Here is a 26,032-nt window from a genome sequence, read left to right as displayed (position 1 = left end):
GTGAGCGTGACCGAGATCCTCTTCACGCCGTTGCTGAAGGCCGATCCGGGTCGTCCGCTGATCACGCACTACGACGACGCGGCGGGTACGCGGATCGAACTGTCCCGCGCGACCGTGAAGAACTGGGCCGCGAAGACGGCGAACTGGCTGCGCGACGAGCACGACGTCGAGCCGGGTGACTCGGTCGCGGTGCTGCTGCCCGCGCACTGGCAGACCGTGGGCCTGCTGCTCGGCGCCTGGTGGTGCGGCGCTCGCGTGGTCGGCGCCGGAACCGAGGCGAAGGTGGCCGTGGTGCCGCCCGGTGGCACGGCCGACGCGGACGTCGTGGCGGTAGCCTCGTTGCACCCCATGGGTTTGGGCTCCGGCGCCCCGGTCGACTACGCCGACGACGTGCGCGTGCACGGCGACGACTTCATGCCGTGGGAGCCGGTCGCGGGTTCCACGCTCGCCCTGGGCGAGTCCACTGTGGACGAGGTGGTCGCGCAGGCACGAGAGCTCGGCGCGAAGCTCGGCTCCGAACCGCGCGTGCTGTCCACTGTGGAGTGGGACTCGCCTTCCGCTGTGCTGGAAGGCTTTCTGGCCGTGCTCGCGGCCGGCGGCTCACTGGTGCAGGTGAGCAATCCCGACGCGGGCCTGCTGGCCGCGCGCCGGGAGAGCGAGAAGGTCACGCAGCTGCTGGGTTGAGCACCTTGTTGTTCTTGAACAGCACGCGGTCCAGCGCGTAGGCGCCACCGTTGAAGCCGAGCGCGAGGGAAGCCGCGCCGAGTACGACGACCAGCTCCGCGCCACCCTCGCCGAGCAGGCCGTTCGGCAGGTGCACGAGGACCCAGGCGCCGAGCATGTTGGCGGCGAGCAGCACGCCGACGACCGGCAGCGCCACACCGGCGATCAGCGCGAGGCCACCGGCGAGCTCGATGGACGCGGCGAACCACGCGGACAGCGTCGGCAGCGGCACACCCATCTTGTCGAACGAGCCCGCGGTGCCCGCCATGCCGTACTCGGTGAACTTCTGCCAGCCGTGCGCGACGAAAACGATGCCGACGGCGATGCGCCCGACGAGTGCGGCGATGTCCTTGACCATGTTTCCTGCTCCCCGATCCTGTCGTTCAGCTGTAGGTCGTTCAGCCTCGAACCAAAACTAGTGCAGGTTTGAACAACCTCATGATTTCGACAGGAAGCCAACAGCGAGTCCTTAGGTTCGCAGGTCCGCCACCTCGGGTTCGGCCGCCTCGAACACGATCTCCGCGTCCTCCCCGGTGAGCACGAGCGTGGTGCCGTCGAGCCGCCAGGACGGTGTCGCGCTGAGCAGCCTGGACAACCACTCGTCCTGCTCGTCCAGGCCGGGTGTGAGGCAGGCCATGTAGGTGGTGCTGAGGTCGGTGACCGTGAGCTTGCCGCCGTCCCAGGAGACGGGGCCCTGCATCTGGTTGCAGCCGGCGTTGGCGAGCAGCCTGCCGTCGTCGGTGAACCGCAGTTCCACCTTCGTACCCTCGACGAGGTCCCGCGGCTCGCCGTGCTCGGTGACCGACGTGGACGTGAACACCCGGTGGTCCATGTGTGGTCCTACTTCTTGAGTGTCAGGCCAGTGCCTTCGGCGTTGGTCAGGGTCAGCGTGGAGCGGTTGATCGCGTAGGTGAACTCACCCTTCCCCAGTGTCTGAGCGATGACCTCCTCCACCTCGTTGATCTGGTCGCATCCCTTGTCGGTCATGGGCCCCAGCACGACCTTGATCGTCTGGCCGGACAGTTCGTACGGCCGGTCGCCGCCGTTGAAGTTGCAGCCGGTGTCCACGGCCATGGCGCCGCCGCGGAAGGTGATCGTGGCCTTCACGCCCGCGGGCACGGACGAGACGGCGTCGCGCGTGACGAGACCGTCGACGGTCCAGGCGCCTTCCAGGGTGGCGGGCTTTTCCGTCGCCAGCACGATCTCCGTGTCCGGCCCGGTGAGCACGAGGTTGGCGCCGTCGAGCTTCCAGGACGGTGTCGCGCGGAGCAGGTTCGACAGCCACTCGTCCTGCTGGTGCAGTTCGGGTTTGGGGCACCCCATCGCGGTCATGGAGATGTCGGCGACGGAGAGCTTGCCGTCGTCGAGCTTCACCGGGCTCTGCATGTGGTTGCAGCCGGCGTTCGCCGTCAGCCTGTCGTCGTCGGTGAATCTCAGTTCCACCCTCGTGCCCTCGACCAGGGCGCGCGGCTTGCCCTGTTCGGTGACGGAGGACGAGACGTACACCTTGCCCCGCAGGTTCGCGCCCTGACTCGAGGAAGGAGCGGCGCAGGCCGAGGTGGCGACCAGCATCAGGACGGCGAGGGCGATTCGGGTGCTCATGTGAGTAGGACGGAAGGTCGTGGCCCTGTGGTTGCCCGAAGGCCGGGTGCGGGATTTCCGCGCCCGGCCAACGGAGAATTCGATGTCACGGGGACAGCGACTCAGCGAAGTCGTAGAGGCTCTTGATGTCGTTGTCGAAGTACGGCCCGTCCATCTGGCTCGCGTCGCCGTGCCGGTGGCTGACCACACTGTTGATGTAGCCCAGCCCGTTCTGGTCGTTGTACTCCTGCAACCACGGTCCGCCGGACGATCCGCCGGTCATGTTGCACCAGGCCCGCACCTGCTGGCCGTGGCCGTTCCAGGTCGTGCCCTGGCAGAAGTACTGCAGTTCACCGGTGAACGGCGCACCCGCGGGGTAGCCGAGGATCGTGACGAACACCGAGTAGCCCCAGTTCCAGCGCAACCCGTTGCCACCCACGACGTTCGCGATCGAGTTGCCGCCGAGGGTCTGCATGATGACGATGCCCATGTCCTCGTCACTGTTGCTGGAGTTGATCCAGGCGGTGCGAGCCGTGAGCTGGCGGGCACTCCACGTGCCGAAGGGGCGCGCGCCGTTGCGGTAGCGCGGCACGAACACCCAGTTGGTCATCCACTGGCCGCCGGCACCGCCGTGCACGCAGTGCCCCGCCGTCTGGACCAGCTTCCTCTTGGCGCTGCTCACGGTCGCGCCGGAGCAGACGTAGTTCAGACCGTTGGCCGGGTTGGTGAAGTACACCTTTCCGACCGTGGCCGACTCGTTGAGCATCGTCCCGATGCCTTGCGCCTGCTCGGTCTTGACCTTCACCGAGGGTGCGACCCCGTCGATGCTGCCCGCACGACCCGAGGGCTGGCGTGGGGAAGCGGCCTGAACCGTGGCAGGGGCCTGCGCCGGGATCGCGGCAGCCATGCGCTCCGAAGTCCAGTACGCCTCGGCCGCGGCGGCCGACTGGATCTTGTTGTCGGAGGTTCTGGCCATGCTGGCAGCGCTGCCGTTCGGTGCCGCCTGCGCGGTCGGCACGAGCACGGAAGCAGCCAGCAAAAATCCGAACGCTAATGAAACAGTTCTTTTCGCTCTCATTCGAAATACCTCACTAAACGAGGTTCACTTGCGGCTTTGCGAACGTAGCGACGCCTCTGACCAGCTGTCCAGGCATTTTTTGAAGTTGCTCTGTTCAGCCTCACCTCCATTCCATGGCATCCAGAAAAAGGGCCATCCGGGCCATTTCCGGGATCGATGTGCCGGATTGGAAAGCGCTATCCAGTCAGTCGATCTTGAACTTGGGGGTTGACAGACCGAGCGCCCCTCGCTCTACTTAACTCAGAGGTTAGATAACCAAGTGGTTAGGTACGAGATGGACCAGCTGAGCGCCACCTTCGCCGCACTGGCGGACCCGACCCGCCGGGCGATCCTCGCGCGGCTCACGGAGGGCCCGGCAACGGTGAAGGAGCTCTCCGAGCCGTTCGCCATCAGCGGCCCGGCGATCTCCAAACACCTGCGCGTGCTGGAGAAGGCAGGCCTGATCACCCGCGGCAGGGAAGCCCAGTGGCGCCCCTGCCAGCTCGACGCGACACCACTGAAGGAGGTCGCTGTGTGGGCTGAGAACTACCGCCGCTTCTGGGATGCGAGCTACGCACGCCTGGACGAACTCTTGACCGAGATGAAGGAGACAGACTGATGAGCACCACCAAGTTCGGCACCTCCGTCACCCTCCCGTCCGACACCGAGATCGCGATGTCGCGCTCGTTCGACGCCCCCGCGTCGCTGGTGTGGAAGGCGTTCACCACACCCGAACTGCTCCGGCGCTGGCTGCTCGGCCCCGACGGCTGGGAGATGCCGATCTGCGAGGTCGACCTGCGCGTGGGCGGCAAGTGGCGCTACGGCTGGGCGCAGCCGGACGGCTCTTCGGCGTTCGAGATGTACGGCGAGTACACCGAGGTCACGCCCCACTCCCGACTGGTGAACACCGAGCACTTCGAGGACAACCCGCCGGCCGTCACGACCGTCTCGTTCGTCGAGGTGGACGGGCGCACTACGATGACCACCACGATGCGGCTCGTGTCGCAGGAGGCTCGGGACGCGGTGCTGGCGACCGGCATGTCCGACGGCGCGGGGCGCAGCTACGAGCGGCTGGGCGAGGTCCTGGCCGCGCTGTGAGTCCTGGGAGGACGGTCTACTGTGGCCGTTCTCCCTGCGTAATCACCTTTGGTGACAACGGTTCCCCCGGTCGGGGCCGCCGGCCGTGGTTACGTTCGGGCGCATGGGACGTTTCCTCGTGGCTCTGGCCCTCATGCTCGGCTTCGCCGTGTTGTCCGCTCCCCTCGCCCAGGCTGCTCCTGGGACCCGCTGGGAGATCGTGCCGTGCGCGGCCGGCTCGAAGGCCCTGTGGCTGCCGCGCGTCGACAAGTTCGGCACCGATCTGTCCTGCACGACCGAGGAGGCCCGTTCCGCCGCGGTGAAGGCGGCGGTGGACAGCGGGAGTCCGACGCGGATGATGAACGTCGCCATCGCGTTCGCTCAGCAGCTCGCCGACAAGTCGCTCACCGCATCGTCGCCTTGCGTGCTCGGGGCGAAGGGGGCTGTCGGCGAGGCGATCGGCACGTGCCTGGCCGCCTGACTCAGCAATGATCGGCCTGGAGGACGAGCCTCCAGGCCGATCATCAGGTCGTCGATCTAGCCGTTGAGGACGGCGCGCGACATCACGACGCGCTGGATCTGGTTCGTGCCCTCGTAGATCTGCGTGATCTTCGCGTCCCGCATCATCCGCTCGACCGGGAAGTCGCGCGTGTAGCCGGCGCCGCCGAAGAGCTGCACCGCGTCCGTGGTGACCTCCATGGCCACGTCGGAGGCGAAGCACTTGGCGGCGGCGGTGATGAAGCCGATGTTCGGCTCGCCGCGCTCGGCCTTGGCGGCCGCGACGTAGACCATGTGGCGGGCTGCCTCGATCTTCATCGCCATGTCGGCGAGCATGAACTGGACGCCCTGGAAGTCCGAAATGGACTTTCCGAACTGCTTGCGGTCCTTGACGTACGCGACCGCGGCTTCGAGGGCACCCTGCGCGATGCCGACGGCCTGGGCGCCGATCGTCGGGCGGGTGTGGTCCAGGGTCTTCAGCGCGGTCTTGAGGCCCGTGCCGGGCTCGCCGATGATTCGGTTCGCCGGGATGGTGCAGTTCTCGAAGTAGATCTCGCGGGTCGGCGAGCCCTTGATGCCGAGCTTGCGCTCCTTCGGGCCCACCGAGAAGCCCTCGTCGTCCTTGTGCACGACGAACGCCGAGATGCCGGCGGACTTCTTCGCGGCGTTGGGGTCCGTCACGGCCATGACGGTGTACCAGGTGGACTCGCCGGCGTTGGTGATCCAGCACTTGGTGCCGTTGAGCACCCAGTGGTCGCCGTCGAGCAGTGCGCGCGTGCGCATCGAGGCCGTGTCGGAGCCTGCCTCGCGCTCGGACAAGGCGTAGGACGCCATGGCCTCGCCTGAGGCGATGGACGGCATGACGAGCTGCTTCAGTTCCTCGGAGGCCGAGAGCAGGATCGGCATGGTGCCGAGCTTGTTCACCGCCGGGATCAGCGAGGACGACGCGCAGACGCGGGCCACTTCCTCGATGACGATGCAGGTGGCGACGGAGTCCGCGCCCTGGCCGTCGTAGGTCTCGGGCACGTGGACGGCCGCGAAGCCTGCCTTGACCAGGGCGTTGTGGGCCTCTACCGGGAAGCGCTCGTTCTCGTCGACCTCGGCCGCGTACGGCTTGATCTCCTTCTCGGCGAGCGAGCGGACGGCCTCTCGCAGCGCCTCGTGCTCCTCGGCGAGCTGATAGGTGCCGAAGCTCGGGTTCACCTTGTTACCTCCCAGTAGCGAGTACTCGGCACGATGTTAGCGCCCGTTCACGTCGGGCGCTGCTGTGCTGTTGAGCACTCAGAGGGACTTCTGCAGCGCCGCGTCCTTGTCTAGTACGAGCTGCTCGAGTTCTGCCTGGAAGCGGGCCATGCGTTCCTGCAACGCGGCGTCCGAGGCGGCCAGCACTCGGACGGCCAGGAGGCCCGCGTTGCGTGCGCCACCGACTGAGACCGTGGCGACCGGGACGCCTGCGGGCATCTGCACGATCGAGAGCAGCGAGTCCATGCCGTCGAGGTACTTGAGAGGCACCGGCACGCCGATGACCGGGAGCACCGTGGCCGAGGCGACCATGCCCGGGAGGTGGGCGGCGCCGCCGGCACCCGCGATGATCACGCGAAGACCACGTGCCGCGGCCGAGGAGGCGTAGTCGAGCATGCGCTGCGGGGTGCGGTGGGCGGAGACGACGCTCACCTCGAACGGCACGTCGAACTCGGCGAGGGCCTCGGTGGCCGCCTTCATCACCGGCCAGTCCGAGTCGCTGCCCATGATCACGCCAACCTGAGTCACTCCGCACTCCGCTTCTCGCCGTGAATGTCGTATCCGTCTGACCAAATACCCGTGGACAGCCACTGAGCGGCGAGTTGCGCGCGGTGGCGGACCTCGGTCATGTCGTTGCCGAGGAACGTCACGTGGCCGACCTTGCGGCCCGGCCGTTCCTCTTTGCCGTACAGGTGCACGTGCGCGTCCGGGAACCGGGCGAACAGGTGGTGCACGCGCTCGTCCGGGCCCATCGCGGGGACGTCCTCGGCACCGAGGACGTTCGCCATCACGACGGCCGGTGCCATCAGGTCGGTGCGGCCCAGCGGGTAGTCCAGGACGGCGCGCAGGTGCTGTTCGAACTGCGACGTGCGCGCGCCCTCGATCGACCAGTGGCCCGAGTTGTGCGGGCGCATCGCGAGCTCGTTCACGAGCACGCCGTCCGCGGTCTCGAACAGCTCGACGGCCAGCACGCCCACGACGCCCAGCGCGTCGGCGACCTTCAGCGCCAGCTCCTGGGCGTCGGCGCCGTCCAGGGCGGGTGCCGGCGCGAGGACCTCGACGCAGATGCCGTCGGACTGCACGGTCTCGACGACCGGCCACGCCGCGCCCTGCCCGAACGGCGAGCGCGCCACGACGGCCGCCAGTTCGCGGCGCATCGGCACGCACTGCTCGACCATCAGCGGCGTCCCGGCCTCCAGCAGCTCGGGGACGACCCGCTCGGCGCTCTGCGGGGTGTTCAGCATCCACACGCCGCGCCCGTCGTAGCCGCCGCGGATCGCCTTCAGCACGCACGGCCACCCATGCGCCGCGCCGAACTTCTGCACGTCGCGAACCTCGTGCACCTCAGCGAACGGCGGCACCGGCAGCCCGAGCTCGGACAGCCGTACCCGCATCTTGAGCTTGTCCTGCGCGTACTGGAGCGCGTCCGGACCGGGGTGCACCTTCACGCCCTCGGAGACCAGCGCGCACAGGTGCTCCTGCGGCACGTGCTCGTGGTCGAACGTGACGACCTCGCAGCCCTTCGCGAACGCGCGCAACGCGTCCAGGTCGGTGTGCGTGCCGAGCACCACGTCCCGCGCGACGAGGGCGGCGGGGTCGTTCTCGGAGACTGCGAGCACGCGCAGCGACTGCCCGAGGGGGATCGCGGCCTGGTGCGTCATGCGGGCGAGCTGCCCGCCGCCGATCATTCCGACGACGGGGAGACGGGTACGAGAGTCCACGGTTCAGGCATTCTACCTGCGGCTTCTTCCGCGCTCACCAGCAGATCCAGCCTCTGGGCGGTGACGCTGCCCTCGGGTGCGACGTGGATCACGAGCCGCTGGTCGTGTTCGGGCGCGCTGAGCACCTCGCAGTCGAACTCCAGCAGGCCTGCAACCGGGTGCCGCAGCCGTTTGCGTGCCGAGCGGCGCACCGCCACGTCGTGCTCCGCCCACAACCGGGCGAACCACGGGCTCGCCATCAGTTCGTCGACCAACGGCCGCACGGCCGGTCGCCGGGCCAGGGTCGCCCGCAGGTCGGCCACGTGGGAACGGGCGACCTGCTCGCGGTCCTCCGCGGGCACCCAGCTCTCGTCGCCCAGGAAGAACGCCCTGAGCAGGTTGCGGCCGACGACGTCCCCGAACACCAGCTCCGCGCGCGGAGTCGCGGCGAGCACGTCGCCGAGGTCGGAGATCACCACCGCGAGGTCGTCACGAAGCCGGTCGAGCAGCAGCCGGACGCCGGGCCGGACGGACGTCGACGCGGGCTCCTCGGGCACGGCCTCACCCGCCAGCCGGAACAGGTGCGCGCGCTCGTCGGCGTCGAGTTCCAACGCGCAGGCGATGCCGTTCAGGACCGACACGGACGGATGCGGCCCACGAGCCTGTTCGAGCCGCGAGTAGTAGTCGACGGACACGCCCGCGGCGGCCGCGACCTCTTCACGACGACGTCCTGGCGTGCGTCGCCGACCGTTGCCCACCGGCGCCATCCGCTCACGACGGCTGCGCAGAAAGTCCGCCATTTCTCGCATGTCCTCCACGGTAGCCAGGACCGGACTGTCCCTGGCTGCACTCACGACGTCAGAACACGCTGGACCACATGAAGATCGCGATGACGGGGTCGACCGGACGGGTCGGCAGCAGGCTCCTCCCACGGCTGCGGGAGCAGGACCACGACGTGCGCACGCTGGCCGCGAGGCTCGAGGACACCAAGGCGGTGGAGGAACTGGTGGACGGCGTGGACGCCGTGGTGCACGTGGCTGCCGCCCTTCGCACGAGCACCGACTTCGAAGGCGTGAACGTCCACGGCACGCGGAAACTCGCCGAGCTGAGCAAGAAGGTGCCGCGGTTCATCCACATCAGCACGAACCTCGTGTACCCGAAGGGACTGGGCCGTCCCGCGACCGAGACCGACCCCGCGGACCCCGCCGAGGAGTTCGGCGACTACCCCCGCACCAAGGCTCTCGGCGAACAGGCCGTGCTCGACACGAGAGAAGCCACGATCCTCCGCCTCGCCTTCGTCTACGGCGAGGGCGACCCGCACCTCGAAGAGTCGCTGCGCTGGGCGGCGACGTGGCCGGGGCATCAGCGACTTCACCTGGTGCACCACGAAGACGTGGCGCAGGCGGTCCTCAAGGCCCTCGACGCCGGTGGGAGCGGGATCTTCAACATCGCCGACGACAGCCCGATCACGGCCGTCGAACTGCACCTGCTGAACGGCCTCACCCCCAGTGAGGCCGTCCAGCAGGACTTCGACCCGTGGCACGGGATCGTGTCGACGAACCAGGCCCAGCGGGTGCTCGGCTTCCGCCCGCGCTACCCCTCCGCCTGGGTGGCGGCGGTGTCCGGCGGGCTCTGATCATCCGGCGCGGACTCGGGTTTGAGGACGGACTCGGAGGACTCGCTCGCGACGGGCTCGGGCTCCGGTTCGGGTTCGGACGCGGGTTCGAGTTCGGACGCGGGTTCGGGTTCGGACGCGGGCTCCTGCTCGGACGCGGACGGGGACTCCTGCTCCGCCTCGACCTCAGGCTCGGACTCGGGCTCGGACTCGGGCTCGGGCTCGGACTCGGGCTCCGCCTCGAACTCAGGCTCGGGCTCGAACTCAGGCGCCGGACCGAACGCGGGCGAGGAGGCGGACACGGCCGCCGCCCCGACCAGGACCGCGGCCGGCGCCGGAGCGGCGACCTGCGACGGCTGCCCGATGCGGCGGTGCGAGCGGGAAGGCTTCCACCCGCCGCCGTGCCGCATCAACCGGAACACCAGCGCGAACAGCGCGGCGGCCAGCAGCGCGCACACGACGAACTCGATGATCTGGAACGTCGCGAGCCGCTCGATCGGCTGGTATTCGACGTACGTGCCGATGGCGGCCCTCTCGTTGCGCATGCAGGTGTTCACGTTGATCCCCTGCATGCACTTGTCCAGCACGCGCACCGGTTCGAGGTCGGGGCCGATGAAGCCGTTGCCCAGTTCCAGCCCGCGCTCCGGCACGACGGGGGTGTTCTCCCAGCGCACGATCACGCGTTCCGGCGGGAGGTAGTAGTCGCGCGCCGCCACGGACACAAGGACGCGCGTGAGCGTGTAGAACACCAGGGTGCCCGCGATCGCCGTCATCACGTGCCTGGTCAGCAGGCCGAGGAGCACACCGATCGCGAGCCCGAGGACGGCGTAGCCGGCCTGCACGAGCGGGTTGGCCTCGAACGAGGACCACGACCTCCTGGTGCCGACGTAGCCGTCGCCGGATCCGACGAGCGCGCCCAGCAGGACGGCCAGGACGCCGAACACGAGCAGCTTGCCGCGCAACCACTGCACGGGTGTCACGTCCTGGCCCCAGGCCACGAAGTAGGTGCGTTCCTCCAGCTCACGGGCGATGAGCGGCGCGCCCCAGAACATACCGATCACGCCGCCGAACCCGAGCTGCACCATGAGGGCGTAGAAGCCGCCGATCGGCATCGAGGACCCGTTCTCGATCGTCTCCGTCGAGATCAGGCCGTACACGGCCAGCAAGGCGAGTGCGGCGACGCCGCCGATGGACCAGCGGTGCTGACGCCAGGTCAGCCAGACGAGTGAGCCGAGTTTCACGCCGCACGCTCCAGGTGTGCCACGACCAGCTCTTCCAGCGTCACGTACCGCGCGGTCCACGGTTCGTCGATGCGCGCGCCGCCGGAGCGCACCAGGTACGACGACTGCGACTTGCCGTGCTTCGCGAGCACCACAGGTCCCTCCACGGGTGATTTCGAGGCATGCGGGCCGGTGTAGAGAACGTGCTCTTCCAGCAACTCGTCCGTGTCGCCGTTCACCAGCAGCCGTCCGCCCGACAGCAGCAGCAACCGGTCGGCCACGCCACCGATCTCGGCGACGACGTGCGTGGAGAAGACCAGCGTCATGCCGTTGTCGTTGACCTCGGTCAGCAACTCCCGCATGACCCTGTGGCGCGCGAGAGGGTCCAATTCGGACAGTGGCTCGTCCAGCAGCAGGACGTCCGGGCGGGATCCCAGTGCCAGCGCGAGCGTCACGTGCGTGCGCTGGCCGCCGGACAGGTCACCGATCTGGAGCCTGCGCGGCACCTTGAACCGGGTGAGCCACTCGTCGGCACGATCGTTGTCCCAGACGTCGTTCATGCGGCGGCCGAACTGAAGCACGTCCGCGACCTTGAACGACTTGTACATCGGCTTGTGCTGCGGCACGTACGCCACGCGGCCCGCGATCGACGCGTGCCCCGTCTCCGGCGGTAGGTGCCCTGCCAGCACGTTGAGCAGCGTCGACTTGCCGGAGCCGTTGGCTCCCACCATCGCCGTGACGCTGCCCGGCGGTAGCTCGAAGGAGACGTTCCGCACCGCCCACTTCGACAATCCGGCCGCAACCACGCTCATTGCGCTCCCCCACTCAGCACTTCGCGCAACAGCGCGTAGATGTCCTCGTCCTCCAACCCGGCGGAGCGTGCCCCCGCGACCCATGTGGCGAGCTTGGCGCGCAACGGGTCCAGGTCCTCGGGGGCGGCGGACCCCAAGGAGGCCTTGACGAAGGTGCCGGAGCCCTGACGGGCTTCGACGAGGCCGGCGAGCTCGAGCTCGCGGTAGGCCTTGAGCACGGTGTTCGCGTTCACGCCGCTCGTGGCGACGACGTCGCGGACCGTCGGCAGCCGATCGCCCGGCTGCAACCAGCCGAGCCTCAGGGCCTCCCTGACCTGCCTGCCGAGTTGCAGGTAGGCGGGAAGACCGCTGCCGCGGTCAACGTGGAACTCGACCACGCACGCTCCCCAGATTGTTCTAGTGAACTAGCACAATAGAACACTTCTCGGAGCGTTGGGAAGCCACCCCCGGTGGGGACACGGGGAGAACCCGTGGGCGCGGGACAGGGGGTTCAGCGCCCAAGCGAGGTGAGGAGCGCACGCGCCTCGGCGTGCGTGTCCGGCAACTGCTCGACCCAGACCTTGGCGGGTCCGACCGGCCGGACGTGCGGGTCGTCGGCGAGCCGGTCGGCCGCCAGGACTCTGAGGTTCGACACTCTGCGCGCCAGCAGTTCGTCACGACGAACCAGCACCGCGGCCACGCACGGCCCGAGGGTTGCCAACGTCTCGCCACCGTCGAAGACAGTGCGCAACGCGTCGGACGCCAGCGTCATCGCGACCACGCGGGACCAACCCGAAGCCCGATGCACGTCGAGGCGCAGCATCACCAGCGCGTAGTCGAGAGTCGCGACGGGTGTCTCCCGGTACACCTCCCCGAGCCTCGTGCGCAGGTAGGCGGCGGTCGCCAGCCCGGTCAAGGGATCTTCGGCCGCGCTGTCGCCGGCCTGCTTCGTCACCACGTCCGCCCATCCCAGCGCTGTCATGCGCAACATCCGCGCGGGGAGCGAGTCGACGTCCGGCGACACGACGTGCGACACGGCCGTCAGCACGGCGTGCAGCGCGGCCAGGTCCATCAGCGTCTCGCTCAGGCCCGCTCCCGCCTCGGCACGAGCCCGGCCCAGCCGGACCAGCGCGTCGCCGGGGTCGGTGTTCTCCAGCATCGCCGCGCACACGTCGTCGACCTCGGCGAGCGGCCAGTCTGCGGGGAACGCCCAGCCGGCAGCCATGGTGGCGGTCCGCCACCTCGACTTCAGCAGGCGTTCCGCTTGTGCGACACCCACCCGGTCTCCTTTCAGCTCACCCGATTCCAGGTGGGAGACGCAGCCGTCGCTGATTCGTGACGCAACCCGCGCGGGGGATTGAGATGACTCTGTCCGGCGCCGTAAGTCACACTGAGCGCCGCGAGGGAGGGAAACGAAGACTGTGGCAATCGTTCCTGCAGACGTCCAGGGACCCAGCGACGCGGAACTGATCGAGTCAGTGCGTGGCGGGACCATCGACGCCTACGGCCAGTTGTACGAACGCCACGTCTCGGCGGCCTACAACCTCGCCCGCCAGTTGGCCCGTTCCCAGGCCGAGGCCGACGACCTCGTCTCCGAGGCGTTCGCGAAGGTGCTGGACACGCTCCGTGCAGGGCGCGGACCCGACTCGGCGTTCCGCGCGTACCTGCTCACGGCGCTGCGGCACACCGCCTACGACAAGACGCGCCGCGACAAGAAGGTCGACCTCACCGAGGACATGACCGACGTCGCGCCGGCGGTGCAGTTCAGCGACACCGCGGTGGCCGGGCTCGAGAAGTCGATGGCCGCCCGCGCGTTCGCCGCGCTGCCCGAGCGCTGGCAGATGGTGCTCTGGCACACCGAGATCGAGGGCCAGTCGCCCGCCGAGGTCGCCCCGCTGCTCGGGCTGACGGCCAACGGCGTCTCCGCGCTCGCCTACCGCGCCCGTGAGGGCCTCAAGCAGCAGTACCTCCAGATGCACCTGACCGACACGGAGGCGGAGCGCTGCCGGGCGACCGTCGACCGGCTCGGCGCCTGGACCCGCGCGGGCCTGTCCAAGCGCGAGGCGACCCAGGTCGAGGCGCACCTCGACGAGTGCGGCCGGTGCCGGGCGCTGGCCGCAGAGCTCGCGGACGTCAACGGCGCGCTGCGGATCTTCGTCGCCCCGCTGGTGCTGGGCATCGGCGCCACGACGTACCTGGTGGCAGCCGGCACCACGACGGCCGTCGTGGGTGCCGGAGCGGCCGCGGGTGGCGCGGGCGCCGTGGGTGCCGCGATCCCCCGTCAGCTCGTCACGGTCGGTGGCTCCGCCGCCGCCGTGGCCGCGGCCGTGGCGATCGCGCTGGCCGCTGCCGGTGGCGAGCAGCAGGCGCCCGCGGTCCAGGCCGTCGAACCGCCGCCCTCGCAGACGCAGGTCCAGCCTCCGCGGCCGGTGCCGCCGGCACCCGTTCCGCCTGCTCCCACGACCCAGCCTCCGCCTCCGCCTCCCACGACGGAGCCGCCGCCCTCGGTGACTCCGCCGGCGCCACCGGCACCGGCACCGGCACCGTCCGAGCCCCCTGCGCCTGAGCCGCCCGCTCCCACGCCGCCGTCGCTCACGCCGACGACGCCGAGCGGGTACACGCTGACGCCCGGCGAGGAGCCCAAGGACTTCCCGATCTCCATCCGGAACACCGGCGGCACCGCGGCACCACCCGCGAGCATGGTGCTGAACCTGCCGCCTGGCGTCGTGTCGACCGGTGGGCCCACGTCGTTCGGCGCCGCGCGCCTGCTCCAGCCGGACGGCTCGGCCGACCAGACCGTGAACTGTCCCGCGGGCACCGGCACGATCACGTGCGTCACGCCGCAGGGCATCGCGCCCGGCGGGCAGGCGACGTTCCACTTCCTGCTGCGGGCGACCGACACCGCGGTGCCCGGCACGATCACCGGCGTCATCAGCGCGGGCGCGTCGATCTCGGTCAACGTCAGCGTCGCGGTCAACGTGCCGCCGGTGAACGACGACCTCGAGCTCTCCGTGAAGACGTGGCAGGACGAGGCGTTCTGGGACCCGCGCGCGGACGTCGAGGTGCGCAACACGGGCCCGCGCGCGGGCACGTTGAAGCTGGACGTGTCGACGTCGGAGAACCTCGTGCTCTACACGCCGTACCGCGAGTGCACGTCGGCCGGCAAGACGACGATCCACTGCGTCACCGACCTGGACAAGGGCGGCAGGTACCGGATGTCCCTCTGGGCGTTCGGGCACCGCGGCGGCAACATCACCGTCACGGCCACGCTGGGCAACGCGACGAAGTCCGTGACCGTGCCGGTCAGGGCCTGGCCGGACCCGCCGGGCGAGGAACCGCCGAACCCGCCGACGACCACGACGACGGCTCCTCCGACGACCACGACCACGCAGCCCACGAAGCCGACCGACCCGACGCGGCCGACCGAGCCCTCGCCGACCAAGCCGACGGAACCGACGGTCCCCACGAAGCCGACCGAGCCGACGGTGATCCCGCCGTCGACGACCGTGCCGACGCTGCCGGATCCGTCCGAGACGCCACCACCGCCGTCGACGACCACGCCACCGCCGACCTCGGAGCCGTGCGACCCGTGGCCGGGACTGCTGCCGCCGCTGATCCCCGACCTGCTCGGGCGACCGTGTCCCGCGCCGCGAAGTTGATCAAAAGTTGATCTTTGCTCGTCACTGAACGTGCAGGTCACGTGCCTCTGAGTGGCAGAAGGTAACACCCGGAGGCAGTGGCCGTTACCTTGATCCGTAAGCTGATCAGGTGCTGCCAGTCGTTCGCCGTGCCATGAGCCGGTTGCCAGAACCACTCCAGTTCCTGCTGCACAAGCACCGCGAAGTGATCAGATTCGCCCTGGTCGGCGGCACGACGTTCCTGATCGACAACGGCGTCTGGTACGCGCTCAAGCTCACCGTGCTGACCGACAAGGTCGTCACGGCGAAGGTCATCGGCGTGCTGGTGGCGATCATCGCCTCGTACGTGCTGTCCCGCGAGTGGTCGTTCCACACCCGCGGCGGCCGCGAGCGCCACCACGAAGCCGCCCTGTTCTTCCTGGTCAGCGGCCTGGGCGTGGGGATCAACATCCTGCCGCTGTGGCTGTCGCGGCACCTGTTCGGCCTCCAGGCCCCGTTCGTCTCGGTGTTCACCGAGGAGATCGCGGACTTCGTCTCGGGCTCGATCATCGGCATGCTGCTCGCCACCGGCTTCAAGTTCTGGGCCATGCGGCGCTGGGTGTTCCCGGACGCCGACGCGCGGCCGGACCGGCGCGTTCACCCGATCTCCGTAGACTCGTCGCGTGTCCCTAGCCGAAACAGTGGTCTCGCGGTTTCCGGAACCGATCCGGTCGATCGCGCTGAAGCATCGTGAACTAGTCAAGTTCGCCCTGGTCGGGGGCACCTGCTTCGTGATCGACACCGTCCTGTTCTTCGGGATCAAGACGGTCGTCCTGCCGAACAACCCGGTGACCGCGAAGATCATCGCGACCCTGGTCGCCACGATCGTGTCGTACATCCTGAACAGGGAGTGGTCGTTCCGCACCCGCGGCGGCCGCGAGCGTCACCACGAGGCACTGCTGTTCTTCCTGGTCAACGGCATCGGCATCGTGCTGAACTCGGCGCCGCTGTACATCGCGCGGTACGCGTTCCACCTGCAGGAGCCGAACGTGTCGCGACTCACCGAGGAGATCTCGGACTTCCTGAGCGCGCAGATCATCGGCACGCTCATCGCGATGGCCTTCCGCTGGTACGGCTACAAGAACTGGGTCTTCCCCGAGGAGAACGCCCGCAACGGGCGCTCGATCGAGGAAGAGAAGGAACTCGGCCACTCCTGAGTCAGCGCGGAGTGCTCGGCGTCTTCCACGAGATGCCCACCACGTCCTGAGCCTTCGGCACCGGCAGGAACACGGCGAACGTCGCCGGCCGCGCCGTGGACAGCTCCAACCGGCCGCCGTCCGCGTCGACCAGCGCCCGTGCGAGCGCCAGCCCCACACCGGTCGAACCGCCACCGGAGACGCCGCGCTCGAAGATGTGCGCCGCGAGGTCGTCCGGCACGCCCGCTCCGCCGTCGCTGACCTCGACCACGACCGTGCCCTCTTCGCTGCGCGCGGTGACGACGACGGACCCTTCGCCGTGGCGCAGGGCGTTGTCCAGAAGCACCCCGATGGCCTCGCGCAGGCGAGCCGGGGTCGCGCGGGCCAGCAGACCGTCCGGGACGCGCACGCGCAACGCCCTGCCCTGGCTCTTGACCTGCTCCCGCCACTCCTCGGCGATCAGGTTCAGGGCGGGCCGCAGCTCCAGCGGTTCGGCGCCGACGGCTCTGGCCGCGCGGGCGGCGGCGAGGAGTTCGTCCAGCACCGCGGCGAGGCGTTCGGCCTGTTCCAGGGCCGCGCGGGCCTCGGCGGCCGTGTCGGGTTCCGGGTGCTCGGCCAGGGCTTCCAGCCGTAGCTGAAGGGCCGTGAGACGGCTGCGGAGCTGGTGGGAGACGTCGCCGACCAGCTCGCGTTCGCGCTGGACCAGGCGGGCCAGTGCCGTGGCGGAGGTGTCGAGGGCTTCGGAGACGGCGTCGAGTTCCTCGATGTTGTAGCGCTGTTCGTCGGCGCGGAAGTCGCCCGCACCGAGGCGGGATGCGCGGGCGGCGACGTGACCCAGCGGACGGGCAAGCGTTTGCGCCGTCACCAGGGCCACGACGGTGCCGGTGCCCACCGAAAGCGCCAGCAGGAGCAGCACCAGGCCCGTGACCTGGGCCTGCTGCGTGTGCATCGGTCCGGAGGGGACCTCCAGGCGGACGGTGCCCTGCTGGGCGATCGTCAGTTCGACGGCCAGCGGGTCGTCGCCCGGCGAGGGCCCCGTGGCCTTGGTGACGCCTGCCGAGATGACCGTGAGGCGGCCGTCGGTCGGTATGGCGACCCGGACGGCGTCGATGTCGATGCTCTGCTGTTTGGCGAGCTGGTCGTCGAGCGTCGTCGCGATCTGCTGGGCTCGTTCGGTGAGACTGCCGCGGGCGGTGTCCTCGACGAGCTGGAGCGCGGTGTAGCCGAGCGGAAGTCCGAGCACGAAGCCCGTGACGGCGACGGCGAGCAGGATCGCCCGCAGGATCCGGCGGCGCACTAGTCGGCGTTGAAGCGGAAGCCGCGGCCCCGCACGGTCGCGATGCGCTTCTCGGCGGAGTTCGGGGTGCCGTCGCTGAGCTTCCGGCGCAGCCACGACATGTGCATGTCGAGCGTCTTGCTGCCCTTGAGGTCCGGGTCGTTCCAGACCTCGGAGAGGATCTCGTCGCGGCTCACGACCTGCCCCGCGCGCTGGATCAGCACCTTGAGCAGCTCGAACTCCTTGTTCGCCAGCTGGATCTCGCCGCCGTCGACCGTGACGCGGCGGGCGGCCAGGTCGACGCGGACGCCGTTGACCTCCAGCGTTCCCGGCGCGCGACGGCGCAGCAGGGCCCGGATGCGGGCCATCAGCTCGGCCAGCCGGAACGGCTTGGCGACGTAGTCGTCCGCACCCGCGTCGAGCCCGACGACGAAGTCGACCTCGTCGGCTCGGGCGGTGAGCATCAGCACGGGCACGCTTCTGCCGCTCTGCCTGAGCCGGCGGCACACCTCCAACCCGTCCATGCCAGGCAGGCCGAGGTCCAGCACCAGGAGGTCGATACCCCCGGCGATGGCGGCTTCGAAGGCCTTCGGCCCGTCGCCCACGACCTGCACCGAATAGCCCTCCCGCGTCAACGCGCGGGAGAGAGGTTCCGCGATGGCCGGATCGTCCTCGGCCAGCAACACCACGCTCACGGGGCCCAGCGTATTCGTGGAACGATCGCCGCGTGTCACGCCACGATGCTGATCTCGAACTCGCCCTCCGCCTCGCCGACGCCGCCGACGCGATCACCGCGACCCGATTCCGCGCTCACGACCTCGCCGTGGAGCGCAAGCCGGACCGCACACCCGTCACCGACGCCGACGTCGCGGTGGAGGACGCGGTCCGTGCCGTGCTGGCTTCCGAGCGTCCCGACGACGTCGTCATGGGCGAGGAACGCGGCGGCACGCTGGACGCCGCGCGCGTCTGGGTGCTCGACCCGATCGACGGCACCAAGAACTTCCTGCGCGGCGTACCGATCTGGGCGACGCTGATCGCCCTGGTCGAGGACGGCGTCCCGGTCGTGGGCGTCGTGTCCGCGCCCGCCATGGGCCGCCGCTGGTGGGCCGCCGCCGGTGGAGGCGCGTTCGCGTCCGACGCGTCCGGTGAGCGCGCGATCTCCGTGTCCGGTGTGCGTTCTCTCGAGGACGCCTACGTCTCCACGACGGACATCAAGTCGTGGGTCGAGTATCACTCTCGCGAGGCGTGGCTGCGTCTGGTGGACGCGACCTGGGAGAGCCGTGCGTTCGGCGACTTCTACCAGCACTGCCTGGTGGCCGAGGGCGCGATCGACCTCGCGCCCGAGTGCGTCGCGAACCCGTGGGACATCGCCCCGTTCCAGGTCCTGGTGACCGAGGCGGGTGGCCGTTTCACCTCACTGGACGGTGAGGAGCGCTACGACGGCGGCAGTGTGCTGACGTCGAACGGCCACCTGCACGAGGCGGCGCTCAAGCTGTTGGAACGGTGAGACTTCCGCGCGCGACCTGGGCCCAGGCCAGCCGGCCGAAGAGGTAGTGGCACGCCACGCTCTCGTCGTCGAACCGGGCCCAGTCGTAGCGGTTGCCCTGCTCCTGCCAGAACACCTCGTACCCGGTCTCGTCGGCGAGGAGACACCAGCGCTGGTCCGTCTCCTCGCCGAGGCTGACGACGTCGTCCGGCACGCCGATCCTGGTCAGCCACTCGGGCAGCGACTCGACGTTCATGCGGTGATCTCCGTGAGGTAGCCGAGCGCGACGAGGTCCGCGACGGGGTAGGTGGTGCGGTACCGGCTCGCCCCGCCGGGCTGGCCGAACCAGGGCGCGCTGATCGTGCGGTGGACGGGCAGGTCCCTGGTGACGCGGTACCGGCGGTAGCCCTCGTCCGCTGCCTGAGGTGGCAGGGAACGCTGCGCGAACGGGGTGCCCGCCGCGCTCAGGACGCGGCCTTCCGGGGTGCCGAACCTGTCCAGTTCGGCGCCTTCCTTGAGGACCTCGGCCTGGCTGTCCTCGTAGCCGCCCTCGCGTTCGACCGGCCAGCGCGGGGTGCCGTCCTCGTGCTGGAACAGGCTTTCCCAGTCGCGTTCGTGCATGCCCGCGAGCGGATCGTGGCCCTTCAGCAGCTCCTGCACGATCGGGTGATCTTTGCCGAGGCCGCCGGAGTGCGTGGACGGCCGCGGGGCGGACGTGTCGACCCGCTGCGGGTGGTCGTCCGGGGAGAACCTCGGGACGACCTGCTCCTCCACCTGCGGAGGTGGCGGGAGCTGACGGGCAGGCTTCGGGGCCAGGCGCGGTGCTCGGCCCGCGCTCAGGAAGACGGCCATGAACCAGCTTCCGGCCGCCGCGGCGGTGTAGGTGTGGCCGATGATCTCGCCGGCGACGCCGGTGGCCAGGGCCTGGTTGTCCCGGTTCTCGAGGCGGTCGCTCAGGGCGTGCGAGGTCGGGTGGCCGCCGGTGTCGACGGTCGCCAGCGGTGCCGAGGTGACGGTCTCGCGGGACCCGGTGCCGGTTCCCGGAGCCCCGAGGTCGACGTCCGCGCCCGGAGCAGCCGGGGTGGCGATGGTGTCGCCGACCTTCTGCGGGCCGAAGCCCGTGTCGGGATCGAAGTCGACGGACTCCTGGTCGTGGAACAGCGCGTCCTTGGCCGCCTGGTCCTTGAGCAGGGCGTCCTTGGTGACCGCGGAGGTCTGGGTGGACGCCTGGCTGCCGGACTGGCCCTGGGCAGGTCCCTGGCTCGGTCCCTGGTTGCCGATCTGGTTCTGGGCCTGGCCGGGCTGGTTGCCGAACTGGCCGCTCAGCGCCTGGGCCGCGGCCGGCACACCGGTCTTGGCAGCGGCGCCCTGCGGAGCACCCGACTTGGCCTCGCCGACCTTGGCCTCACCGGACTTGAGCTCGGCGGCCCTCGCGTCCGCCGCCTTGGCGTCGGCGGACTTGGCGGCCTGCTGCGCGGCCTGCTGACCTGCCTGTCCCTGCTGGGCAGGAGCCTGCGCACCCTGCTGACCCGCGACGGCACCGACCGGGGAGGCCGCCGCCGGAACACCACCGACAGCGCCACCCACGGCACCACCGACAGCACCCACGGCGCCACCGATCGGGCCGCCCATCGGACCACCGGCCGGAGCGGCGCCCATCGCCGGACCCGCGGGAGCGGCTGGGGCGGCGGCAGCGGGTGCCGCGGCCTGGGGAGCGGAGGAAACCGGGCCGTGCACGTCGGAGCCGCGGACCAACGTCGGGTCGAGCACGGCGCCGGACGCCTGGGTCGTGCCGTCGGCGATCGGGCCGAGGCTGCCGTGAACACTCGGAATCACGTCCGCCACGGCATGCGCGACGGGCGCGACGACCGGGCCGGCCGCATGACCCACGTCGGCCACGACGCCGGGAAGCAGTCCCTTGCCTTCGCCCCGGCCGGGGCTCTCACCACGGGGCCCGTCACCGTTGCCGTTGCCATTTCCGTTGCCGTCGAACACCGGCCCGACGGCGTCACGGCTACCGGGCACCGCGTCGAGCACCGGGTGCACCACGGCAGCGGCGGGCGCGGTGACGGGAGCGGCGGCGTCGAGGATCGGCGCGGCCGCGTCGGTCACCGCACCGACGACGGGCGCGACCGGCGCCGTCACGGCACCGACAACGGGCGCAACCGGAGCGGTCACCGCGCCGACGACCGGGGCCACGGCTTCGGTCACCGGAGCGACCACGGCGGCGACGGGCTCGACGATGGGGGCGACGACGCCCGCCACCGGGGCCACCACGCCACCGACGATGTTCGTGACGGGCGACAGCAGGCCACCGCCACCGCCGGGCCCGTGGGCGCCGGGGGCGGTGTTGACGGGCTGCGAGCCCTGGCTCATGTCGATGCCGCTGTCCAGCCGGATGGCGGAGCTCAGCGTGTTCTGGAGGTTCGCGACGTTGGCCGCGGCGCCCTTGGTCAGGGTGTCGAGGCCGAGCAGCGCGTTGGGGTTGCCGGCGTTGGCCGAGGCCGTCGCGGCGTCGTTGTTCTTGGCGAGCGTCACGAGCTCGCGGACGATCTCGACCTTCGCGGCACCGACCTGCTTGGCGGCGTGGTCGAGGCGGTCGGCGGCGGCGTGACACCCGCGGGCAGCGCGCTGGAAGTCGCCGTCCGGCGCCACGACCTTGGCCCAACGGCCACGCGCGGCGTCACCGGTACCGCCGGACATGCCGCCCAGGGCACGGTTGGCGGCACCGTCGGAGGAGGTTCCGAGGCTCTTGATCTTGTCGCCCGCCTCGCGCCACGCGGTGGCGCTGGAACGCATGGCGTCCTCGTCGGCCTTGGGCCAGGAGACACCGGCCTTGGCGGCGACCGCGGCGAGTTCGGCGGGAAGCTCGATGCCCATGTCAGCCGTCCAACCTTCTCATCGAGGACGCGTTGCTCTGCTCGACGTGCCGATACGTCTCGGCCGTCGCGGCGAGCTTGTCGCTCACGTCCCCCAACGCCGTCGAGAGTCCGGACAACGCACCCGACGCGTCCCCGGAAGGCTTCTCGTGCGAAGCGGCGAAACTGCGCCCGACCGCGTCGTCCCCCCAACAGGCACCGAACGCGGCCAACGCCCTGTCGAGCGTCCCCGCGATCTCGGTCGCCTGCCCGGCGAACCCCTTCATGTCGCGCGCTCCGGCGTCCAACCGCTCGAGGTCGGCCGAGTACCCGGTCATCGGACCCTCCTGTTGATGAGCTCGGAGTCGAGCCAGCTCTCCCGTTGCTCGTTGTCCTCGTCGTCGTCGGCACGACGGCGAACGGGCTGCCGCCCCAGATCCACGGTCTCGTACTCGTCGGACTCGTACTCCGACGGCTGCAGGTCGGCGGTACCGGCGACCACCGCGGCAGGATCCGCGGCGGTCGGCAACACCGCGCTCAACGCCTGATAGGTGTCCTCGGCCGCACTGGCCGCGGCCGCGGCGACGGTCCGGACGATCAACTCGGCCAGTTGCTCGGGCCGATGCCTGCGATAGGCCAGCTCGGAGAGCTCGAGCCCCACGAGTTTGCCTCCGGGACCCACGGTCGCCTCGACCGTCCCGTCAGGACTGGAGGCCGTTCCGGACACAGCAGCCAGCTCACGCTGGACCGACGCCAGTTGCTCGCGGCTGCGCCGATAGTCGGCCAGCAGCTCCTCGACCTGCGCACGGTGGTCGTCCACCGAGTCCCCCTCACACGCATAGCCCTGGGCTCGGGCTCTAGGACGCCGTCGCCCATAGATCGGTTCCCAGCGGATTCAGTTACTAGAATCAACGACGTGATCGCCTTCGAGGATCTGCCCGCAGGCCGCATCATCCCGCTTGGCGAGGTAACCGTCGACCGGGACGACATGCTGGACTTCGCGAAGAAGTTCGACCCGCAACCGTTCCACCTGGACGAGGAAGCGGGCAAGAACTCGATTTTCGGCGGTTTGTCCGCCTCCGGCTGGTACACGGCCTCGCTCTGGATGCGCAGCTGGGTGGACGAGGTCCTCGCCGACTCCACCTCCCAGGGCTCGCCGGGCGGCCGCGAACTCTCGTGGCCGGCCCCGGTCTACCCCGGCGACACGCTGACGTTCGCTGCCGAGGTCCTGAGCGCGCGGCTGTCGAAGAAGCGCCCGGAGCTCGGCCTGGTGGAGTTCGAGGGGACGGCGAGGCGCGGCGACGAGCTGGTCTACCGGTTCATCGCGACGGGAATGTTCACCGCGCGCGGCTGACACCGCGATGCCGGAGGCGAGCCGTCAGAGCGCACGGTCACGGCAAGCCAATGATCGCCGCGATGCCGAAGGCGAGCCGTCCTTACCGTGCGGTCTGGGTGGGGTGGTTTCGTCACGAGTCGTGCCATAGCTCTTGCTGCGCATGAGTAGGGGTGTCAACTCGACACGCTTTTCGTCGAGTTGACACCCCTACTCATGTGTGGCCCGCTCTTGGTGCGACTCGTGACGAAACCACCCCACCAACGCGCCCCTCTACGCAACGCGCCTCCGCCCAAAGCAACAGGCGTGCCATCAACCTGCGCACGGCGTAGGCCCCCGGTTTTGGATCAGATTGGCGGGGTCTGGGGCGGAGCCCCAGGAAGCAGCCGCAAGGTCACGCCCGCCAAAAACGGGCTACTTCGTCAGCGCCCGCACCACACGAGACGGCGACGGCCGCCCCAACTGCTCCGCCATCCAAGCCGAGGTCTCGACCAGCTTGTCCAGGTCGACCCCGGTCTCAACCCCCAACCCGTCAAGCATCCAAACAAGATCCTCAGTGGCGAGGTTGCCGGTAGCCGACTCCGCATAGGGACACCCGCCCAACCCGCCGGCGGAAGAGTCCACAGTCGTTACCCCGCAACGCAAAGCGGCGAGGGTGTTCGACAGGGCCTGCCCGTACGTGTCGTGGAAGTGCACGGCCAGACGGGAAACGTCGCGGAACCCCTCCAGCAACGACTCGACCTGCCCTGGCGTGGCCACGCCGATGGTGTCGCCCAACGACAACTGCGAGCAGCCCATCTCCAGCAGCCGCTCGCCGACGGCCACGACCTGGGCCCGTTCGACGCGACCCTCCCAGGGGTCGCCGAAGCACATCGACACGTACCCGCGCACGTCCAGTCCGGCCGCCAGCGCACGGGAGACCGTCGGTGCGAACATCTCGAACTGCGAGTCCAGCGTCCGGTTCAGGTTCCGCGAAGCGAACGTCTCCGTGGCCGAGGCGAAGATCGCGATGTGCGTGACACCGGCCTCCAGCGCACGGTCCAGGCCACGCTCGTTCGGCACCAGCACGGGGTAGACGACCCCGTCCCGCCGCGACAGCCCGGCCAGCAACTCGGCGGCGTCGGCCAGCTGCGGCACCCACTTGGGGTGCACGAAGGACGTGGCCTCCAAAACGGACAGTCCGGCGTCGGCCAACCGCGACAGGAACTCCAGCTTCACCGCGACCGGCACGACGACCGACTCGTTCTGCAGCCCGTCGCGAGCCCCGACCTCCCAGATCTTCACCGCCGAGGGCAGCGACCCGGAGCCGACGACGTCGGGCAGGCCGACCTCACGCGCGCCCATCGACCACTCCCGGGTGGAAGTCGTCTTCCGGGTTGTCGTTGACCTCGCGGTACAGCATGGTGTGCACCTTCTCCACGGACGGGATGTCGTCGAACTCGAGCGGCTCGTCCGAGGCCGACTCGATGATCAGCGTGCCGCAGCCGAGCACCCTGTCCATCAGACTGTGCTCGAAGCGGACGCTGTTCACACGAGCCAAAGGGATGTCGAGGCCTGTGCGCTTGAACACTCCCTCGCGGTACATCACGCGGTCCGACGTGATGATGAAGTGCGTCGTCCGCCAGCGCACCACCGGTGCCAGCGTCAGCCACAGGATCAGCACGACGCCGACGACGGCGAGCGCGATCCACGCGATGGTGGCCCACGACTGGTCGCCGACCAGCCCGGCCAGGTAGGTGCCGAGCGCGACCACCACCAGCAGCCAGAACACCGGGAAGATCAGCATCTTCCAGTGGGGGTGCTTGTGGATCACGACGTGCTCGCCGGAACTCAGCAGGTCGTCGGGGTAGGCCATGGACCAACCCTAACTACGCCGGGCGCAAATGCACCACGTCACCAGCGGACACGCCGTGGTCAGCACCATCGGCTCCGCGCACGACCAACGTGCCGTCGGCCTCGATGCGCTGCGCCACCCCGAGAAGCTGAACACCGTCTGAAAGTTCGACCCGAACCTGCGAGCCCACGGTCGACGAGTGCTCCTCGTACTCCTCCAGCACGCCGGACTCGACCGCGTCGCCGCCGTTCTTGCGCCACACGCCTTCCAGGCCGGCAAGCTCGACCAGCAGCCGGAACGCGAGCTCGCCGCGATCCAGTTCGGCAGCGCCCAGGTCCTCCAGCGACGCCGGCGCGAGGCCGCCGGGCGCGGGCTGGACGTCGGAGGGCAGCTTCGCCACGTTGAGGCCGATGCCGACGACGACCGCGCCGTCGGCGGTGATCTCGGACAGGATCCCCGCGCCCTTGCCCGCGTCGGGGCCGAGCAGCAGGTCGTTCGGCCACTTCAACGTCGCCTCGACTCCAGCCGATTGGGCGACACGGACCAAGGCCAGTCCGGCGATCAGGTTCAGCCACGGCAGCTTCGCGGCGGGCACGCCGGCGGGCCGGAACAGCACGCTCAGGTAGAGCCCGCCCGCGGGCGACGACCAGGAGCGGCCGCGACGGCCCTGCCCCGCGCTCTGCTCCAGCGCGATCAGCACGGTGCGGTCAGCGGCACCGGAACCGGCCAGGTCGGCGTTCGTGGACGCGGTGGTCTCCACGACGTCGAGAGCGGCGTACGGGCCGTTGGGTGCGACAAGCCGGGAGCGCAGCTCTTCGGCGTCGAGTGCGGTGGTCATCGCGCCAGGTTATGGGAACGGAAGAGAGTACGTGCGATCAGAGATTGCCAACAGGTTGCCGTGACCTGGACAACTGCACGGGGCAGTTCA

General features: G+C 69.8%; 32 protein-coding genes. 11 read left to right on the top strand and 21 right to left on the bottom strand.

What is annotated here, in order from left to right; genetic code table 11:
* Entirely contained in the window at positions 1 to 684 is a 684-nt protein-coding gene (locus BM417_RS12175) for a TIGR03089 family protein (protein WP_093591834.1), read from the top strand.
* Here BM417_RS12175 and BM417_RS12170 read toward each other — a convergent pair.
* From BM417_RS12170 to BM417_RS12155, 4 genes are all read right to left on the bottom strand, one after another.
* Positions 665 to 1,081: a DoxX family protein gene (locus BM417_RS12170; protein ID WP_093591831.1), complete on the bottom strand. Its 417-nt coding sequence runs from the start codon at positions 1,079 to 1,081 to the stop codon at positions 665 to 667. The genes BM417_RS12175 and BM417_RS12170 overlap by 20 nt on opposite strands.
* Positions 1,082 to 1,192: 111 nt before the next feature.
* The gene (locus BM417_RS12165; RefSeq protein ID WP_093591828.1) at positions 1,193 to 1,555 is read right to left on the bottom strand and encodes an META domain-containing protein; all 363 of its coding nucleotides are present in this window, start codon (positions 1,553 to 1,555) and stop codon (positions 1,193 to 1,195) included.
* An 8-nt stretch (positions 1,556 to 1,563) separates the two neighbouring features.
* Positions 1,564 to 2,325, bottom strand: coding sequence for an META domain-containing protein (locus BM417_RS12160; protein ID WP_093591825.1), 762 nt, complete (start codon positions 2,323 to 2,325; stop codon positions 1,564 to 1,566).
* Between the two features lie 85 nt (positions 2,326 to 2,410).
* Positions 2,411 to 3,280: a trypsin-like serine peptidase gene (locus BM417_RS12155; RefSeq protein WP_218164451.1), complete on the bottom strand. Its 870-nt coding sequence runs from the start codon at positions 3,278 to 3,280 to the stop codon at positions 2,411 to 2,413.
* Between BM417_RS12155 and BM417_RS47685 the strand changes: the two genes are divergently transcribed.
* From BM417_RS47685 to BM417_RS12140, 4 genes are all read left to right on the top strand, one after another.
* Complete coding sequence (locus BM417_RS47685) at positions 3,279 to 3,593, top strand: hypothetical protein (protein WP_177320376.1); 315 nt, start codon at positions 3,279 to 3,281, stop codon at positions 3,591 to 3,593. The two genes, BM417_RS12155 and BM417_RS47685, sit on opposite strands and share 2 nt — an antisense overlap.
* Before the next feature lie 63 nt (positions 3,594 to 3,656).
* On the top strand, positions 3,657 to 3,980 hold the full coding sequence (locus BM417_RS12150; RefSeq protein ID WP_177320447.1) for an ArsR/SmtB family transcription factor: 324 nt from the start codon (positions 3,657 to 3,659) through the stop codon (positions 3,978 to 3,980).
* The gene (locus tag BM417_RS12145; protein ID WP_093591816.1) at positions 3,980 to 4,459 is read left to right on the top strand and encodes an SRPBCC family protein; all 480 of its coding nucleotides are present in this window, start codon (positions 3,980 to 3,982) and stop codon (positions 4,457 to 4,459) included. Before BM417_RS12150 ends, BM417_RS12145 begins: the two co-directional genes overlap by 1 nt.
* A gap of 103 nt (positions 4,460 to 4,562) precedes the next feature.
* Entirely contained in the window at positions 4,563 to 4,919 is a 357-nt protein-coding gene (locus BM417_RS12140; RefSeq protein WP_143138615.1) for a hypothetical protein, read from the top strand.
* Positions 4,920 to 4,975: 56 nt separating this feature from the next.
* Here BM417_RS12140 and BM417_RS12135 read toward each other — a convergent pair whose 3' ends face one another.
* From BM417_RS12135 to BM417_RS12120, 4 genes are all read right to left on the bottom strand, one after another.
* Positions 4,976 to 6,139, bottom strand: coding sequence for an acyl-CoA dehydrogenase (locus BM417_RS12135; protein WP_093591810.1), 1,164 nt, complete (start codon positions 6,137 to 6,139; stop codon positions 4,976 to 4,978).
* A gap of 78 nt (positions 6,140 to 6,217) precedes the next feature.
* Entirely contained in the window at positions 6,218 to 6,706 is a 489-nt protein-coding gene (gene purE / locus BM417_RS12130; RefSeq protein ID WP_281251305.1) for a 5-(carboxyamino)imidazole ribonucleotide mutase, read from the bottom strand.
* Positions 6,703 to 7,899, bottom strand: a complete 1,197-nt coding sequence (locus tag BM417_RS12125; RefSeq protein ID WP_093591807.1) for a 5-(carboxyamino)imidazole ribonucleotide synthase — start codon at positions 7,897 to 7,899, stop codon at positions 6,703 to 6,705. Before BM417_RS12125 ends, purE begins: the two co-directional genes overlap by 4 nt.
* Positions 7,863 to 8,687 carry a helix-turn-helix domain-containing protein gene (locus BM417_RS12120; RefSeq protein WP_093591804.1) on the bottom strand — a complete coding sequence of 275 codons (825 nt, stop codon included), beginning with the start codon at positions 8,685 to 8,687 and terminating at the stop codon, positions 7,863 to 7,865. Before BM417_RS12120 ends, BM417_RS12125 begins: the two co-directional genes overlap by 37 nt.
* Positions 8,688 to 8,755: 68 nt before the next feature.
* Here BM417_RS12120 and BM417_RS12115 point away from each other — a divergent pair, with 68 nt between their 5' ends.
* Complete coding sequence (locus BM417_RS12115; RefSeq protein ID WP_093591801.1) at positions 8,756 to 9,514, top strand: NAD-dependent epimerase/dehydratase family protein; 759 nt, start codon at positions 8,756 to 8,758, stop codon at positions 9,512 to 9,514.
* Here the strand turns inward: BM417_RS12115 and BM417_RS12110 are convergent.
* From BM417_RS12110 to BM417_RS12095, 4 genes are all read right to left on the bottom strand, one after another.
* Positions 9,472 to 10,734 (bottom strand): ABC transporter permease, encoded by a 1,263-nt coding sequence (locus BM417_RS12110; protein WP_093591798.1) that lies wholly within the window; start codon positions 10,732 to 10,734, stop codon positions 9,472 to 9,474. The genes BM417_RS12115 and BM417_RS12110 overlap by 43 nt on opposite strands.
* Entirely contained in the window at positions 10,731 to 11,525 is a 795-nt protein-coding gene (locus BM417_RS12105) for an ATP-binding cassette domain-containing protein (RefSeq protein WP_093591795.1), read from the bottom strand. Before BM417_RS12105 ends, BM417_RS12110 begins: the two co-directional genes overlap by 4 nt.
* A complete protein-coding gene (locus tag BM417_RS12100) occupies positions 11,522 to 11,902 on the bottom strand; it encodes a GntR family transcriptional regulator (protein ID WP_093591792.1) in 381 nt (126 codons plus the stop codon). Before BM417_RS12100 ends, BM417_RS12105 begins: the two co-directional genes overlap by 4 nt.
* Positions 11,903 to 12,015: 113 nt before the next feature.
* Positions 12,016 to 12,783 (bottom strand): GGDEF domain-containing protein, encoded by a 768-nt coding sequence (locus BM417_RS12095; RefSeq protein ID WP_245821871.1) that lies wholly within the window; start codon positions 12,781 to 12,783, stop codon positions 12,016 to 12,018.
* Positions 12,784 to 12,925: 142 nt separating this feature from the next.
* On the opposite strand from BM417_RS12095, the gene BM417_RS12090 reads away from it, so the two are divergent.
* The 3 genes from BM417_RS12090 to BM417_RS12080 all read left to right on the top strand — a co-directional run bounded on the left by BM417_RS12090 (position 12,926) and on the right by BM417_RS12080 (position 16,338).
* Positions 12,926 to 15,163: a sigma-70 family RNA polymerase sigma factor gene (locus tag BM417_RS12090; RefSeq protein ID WP_177320394.1), complete on the top strand. Its 2,238-nt coding sequence runs from the start codon at positions 12,926 to 12,928 to the stop codon at positions 15,161 to 15,163.
* Positions 15,164 to 15,275: 112 nt separating this feature from the next.
* The gene (locus tag BM417_RS12085) at positions 15,276 to 15,875 is read left to right on the top strand and encodes a GtrA family protein (RefSeq protein WP_407656148.1); all 600 of its coding nucleotides are present in this window, start codon (positions 15,276 to 15,278) and stop codon (positions 15,873 to 15,875) included.
* On the top strand, positions 15,805 to 16,338 hold the full coding sequence (locus tag BM417_RS12080) for a GtrA family protein (RefSeq protein WP_093591786.1): 534 nt from the start codon (positions 15,805 to 15,807) through the stop codon (positions 16,336 to 16,338). The genes BM417_RS12085 and BM417_RS12080 overlap by 71 nt, the downstream gene beginning before the upstream one ends.
* 1 nt (position 16,339) lies before the next feature.
* On the opposite strand, the gene BM417_RS12075 is transcribed toward BM417_RS12080, so the two are convergent.
* Together BM417_RS12075 and BM417_RS12070 are read right to left on the bottom strand one after the other, a co-directional pair.
* Positions 16,340 to 17,614 carry an ATP-binding protein gene (locus BM417_RS12075; protein WP_093591783.1) on the bottom strand — a complete coding sequence of 425 codons (1,275 nt, stop codon included), beginning with the start codon at positions 17,612 to 17,614 and terminating at the stop codon, positions 16,340 to 16,342.
* Positions 17,614 to 18,288: a response regulator transcription factor gene (locus BM417_RS12070; RefSeq protein ID WP_093591780.1), complete on the bottom strand. Its 675-nt coding sequence runs from the start codon at positions 18,286 to 18,288 to the stop codon at positions 17,614 to 17,616. Before BM417_RS12070 ends, BM417_RS12075 begins: the two co-directional genes overlap by 1 nt.
* Before the next feature lie 32 nt (positions 18,289 to 18,320).
* Here BM417_RS12070 and hisN point away from each other — a divergent pair, with 32 nt between their 5' ends.
* Complete coding sequence (hisN, locus tag BM417_RS12065; RefSeq protein ID WP_093591777.1) at positions 18,321 to 19,100, top strand: histidinol-phosphatase; 780 nt, start codon at positions 18,321 to 18,323, stop codon at positions 19,098 to 19,100.
* Here the strand turns inward: hisN and BM417_RS12060 are convergent.
* Genes BM417_RS12060 through BM417_RS12045 form a run of 4 tightly spaced genes read right to left on the bottom strand, consistent with a single transcriptional unit; the run spans position 19,081 to position 22,757 of the window.
* Positions 19,081 to 19,335 (bottom strand): hypothetical protein, encoded by a 255-nt coding sequence (locus tag BM417_RS12060; RefSeq protein WP_093591774.1) that lies wholly within the window; start codon positions 19,333 to 19,335, stop codon positions 19,081 to 19,083. The two genes, hisN and BM417_RS12060, sit on opposite strands and share 20 nt — an antisense overlap.
* A complete protein-coding gene (locus BM417_RS49840) occupies positions 19,332 to 21,959 on the bottom strand; it encodes a glycohydrolase toxin TNT-related protein (protein WP_093591771.1) in 2,628 nt (875 codons plus the stop codon). Before BM417_RS49840 ends, BM417_RS12060 begins: the two co-directional genes overlap by 4 nt.
* Before the next feature lies 1 nt (position 21,960).
* Positions 21,961 to 22,275, bottom strand: coding sequence for a WXG100 family type VII secretion target (locus BM417_RS12050; RefSeq protein ID WP_093591768.1), 315 nt, complete (start codon positions 22,273 to 22,275; stop codon positions 21,961 to 21,963).
* Positions 22,272 to 22,757: a YbaB/EbfC family nucleoid-associated protein gene (locus BM417_RS12045; protein WP_093591765.1), complete on the bottom strand. Its 486-nt coding sequence runs from the start codon at positions 22,755 to 22,757 to the stop codon at positions 22,272 to 22,274. The genes BM417_RS12050 and BM417_RS12045 overlap by 4 nt, the downstream gene beginning before the upstream one ends.
* 96 nt (positions 22,758 to 22,853) lie before the next feature.
* Between BM417_RS12045 and BM417_RS12040 the strand changes: the two genes are divergently transcribed.
* Positions 22,854 to 23,291: a MaoC family dehydratase gene (locus tag BM417_RS12040; RefSeq protein ID WP_245821870.1), complete on the top strand. Its 438-nt coding sequence runs from the start codon at positions 22,854 to 22,856 to the stop codon at positions 23,289 to 23,291.
* A gap of 393 nt (positions 23,292 to 23,684) precedes the next feature.
* On the opposite strand, the gene BM417_RS12035 is transcribed toward BM417_RS12040, so the two are convergent.
* Genes BM417_RS12035 through BM417_RS12025 form a run of 3 tightly spaced genes read right to left on the bottom strand, consistent with a single transcriptional unit; the run spans position 23,685 to position 25,942 of the window.
* Complete coding sequence (locus tag BM417_RS12035) at positions 23,685 to 24,614, bottom strand: hydroxymethylglutaryl-CoA lyase (RefSeq protein ID WP_093591762.1); 930 nt, start codon at positions 24,612 to 24,614, stop codon at positions 23,685 to 23,687.
* Complete coding sequence (locus tag BM417_RS12030; RefSeq protein ID WP_093591759.1) at positions 24,601 to 25,125, bottom strand: PH domain-containing protein; 525 nt, start codon at positions 25,123 to 25,125, stop codon at positions 24,601 to 24,603. Before BM417_RS12030 ends, BM417_RS12035 begins: the two co-directional genes overlap by 14 nt.
* 13 nt (positions 25,126 to 25,138) lie before the next feature.
* On the bottom strand, positions 25,139 to 25,942 hold the full coding sequence (locus tag BM417_RS12025) for a biotin--[acetyl-CoA-carboxylase] ligase (RefSeq protein WP_093591757.1): 804 nt from the start codon (positions 25,940 to 25,942) through the stop codon (positions 25,139 to 25,141).
* Between the last annotated feature and the right edge of the window lie 90 nt (positions 25,943 to 26,032).

This window comes from Lentzea waywayandensis (assembly GCF_900115955.1).
Lineage (GTDB): Bacteria > Actinomycetota > Actinomycetes > Mycobacteriales > Pseudonocardiaceae > Lentzea > Lentzea waywayandensis.
Note: the sequence above shows the minus strand (reverse complement) of the source record. Positions and strands in the feature narration are given on the sequence as shown.

Bases quoted from the DNA above. Each gene is read 5' to 3' on its own strand.
- BM417_RS12170 (WP_093591831.1), bottom strand. From the start codon at position 1,081: ATGGTCAAGGACATCGCCGCACTCGTCGGGCGCATCGCCGTCGGCATC.
- BM417_RS12165 (WP_093591828.1), bottom strand. From the start codon at position 1,555: ATGGACCACCGGGTGTTCACGTCCACGTCGGTCACCGAGCACGGCGAG.
- BM417_RS12160 (WP_093591825.1), bottom strand. From the start codon at position 2,325: ATGAGCACCCGAATCGCCCTCGCCGTCCTGATGCTGGTCGCCACCTCG.
- BM417_RS47685 (WP_177320376.1), top strand. From the start codon at position 3,279: ATGCTGGCAGCGCTGCCGTTCGGTGCCGCCTGCGCGGTCGGCACGAGC.
- BM417_RS12155 (WP_218164451.1), bottom strand. From the start codon at position 3,280: ATGGCCAGAACCTCCGACAACAAGATCCAGTCGGCCGCCGCGGCCGAG.
- BM417_RS12150 (WP_177320447.1), top strand. From the start codon at position 3,657: ATGGACCAGCTGAGCGCCACCTTCGCCGCACTGGCGGACCCGACCCGC.
- BM417_RS12145 (WP_093591816.1), top strand. From the start codon at position 3,980: ATGAGCACCACCAAGTTCGGCACCTCCGTCACCCTCCCGTCCGACACC.
- BM417_RS12140 (WP_143138615.1), top strand. From the start codon at position 4,563: ATGGGACGTTTCCTCGTGGCTCTGGCCCTCATGCTCGGCTTCGCCGTG.
- BM417_RS12120 (WP_093591804.1), bottom strand. From the start codon at position 8,687: ATGCGAGAAATGGCGGACTTTCTGCGCAGCCGTCGTGAGCGGATGGCG.
- BM417_RS12115 (WP_093591801.1), top strand. From the start codon at position 8,756: ATGAAGATCGCGATGACGGGGTCGACCGGACGGGTCGGCAGCAGGCTC.
- BM417_RS12105 (WP_093591795.1), bottom strand. From the start codon at position 11,525: ATGAGCGTGGTTGCGGCCGGATTGTCGAAGTGGGCGGTGCGGAACGTC.
- BM417_RS12060 (WP_093591774.1), bottom strand. From the start codon at position 19,335: ATGAACGTCGAGTCGCTGCCCGAGTGGCTGACCAGGATCGGCGTGCCG.
- BM417_RS49840 (WP_093591771.1), bottom strand. From the start codon at position 21,959: ATGGGCATCGAGCTTCCCGCCGAACTCGCCGCGGTCGCCGCCAAGGCC.
- BM417_RS12050 (WP_093591768.1), bottom strand. From the start codon at position 22,275: ATGACCGGGTACTCGGCCGACCTCGAGCGGTTGGACGCCGGAGCGCGC.
- BM417_RS12035 (WP_093591762.1), bottom strand. From the start codon at position 24,614: ATGGGCGCGCGTGAGGTCGGCCTGCCCGACGTCGTCGGCTCCGGGTCG.
- BM417_RS12030 (WP_093591759.1), bottom strand. From the start codon at position 25,125: ATGGCCTACCCCGACGACCTGCTGAGTTCCGGCGAGCACGTCGTGATC.
- BM417_RS12025 (WP_093591757.1), bottom strand. From the start codon at position 25,942: ATGACCACCGCACTCGACGCCGAAGAGCTGCGCTCCCGGCTTGTCGCA.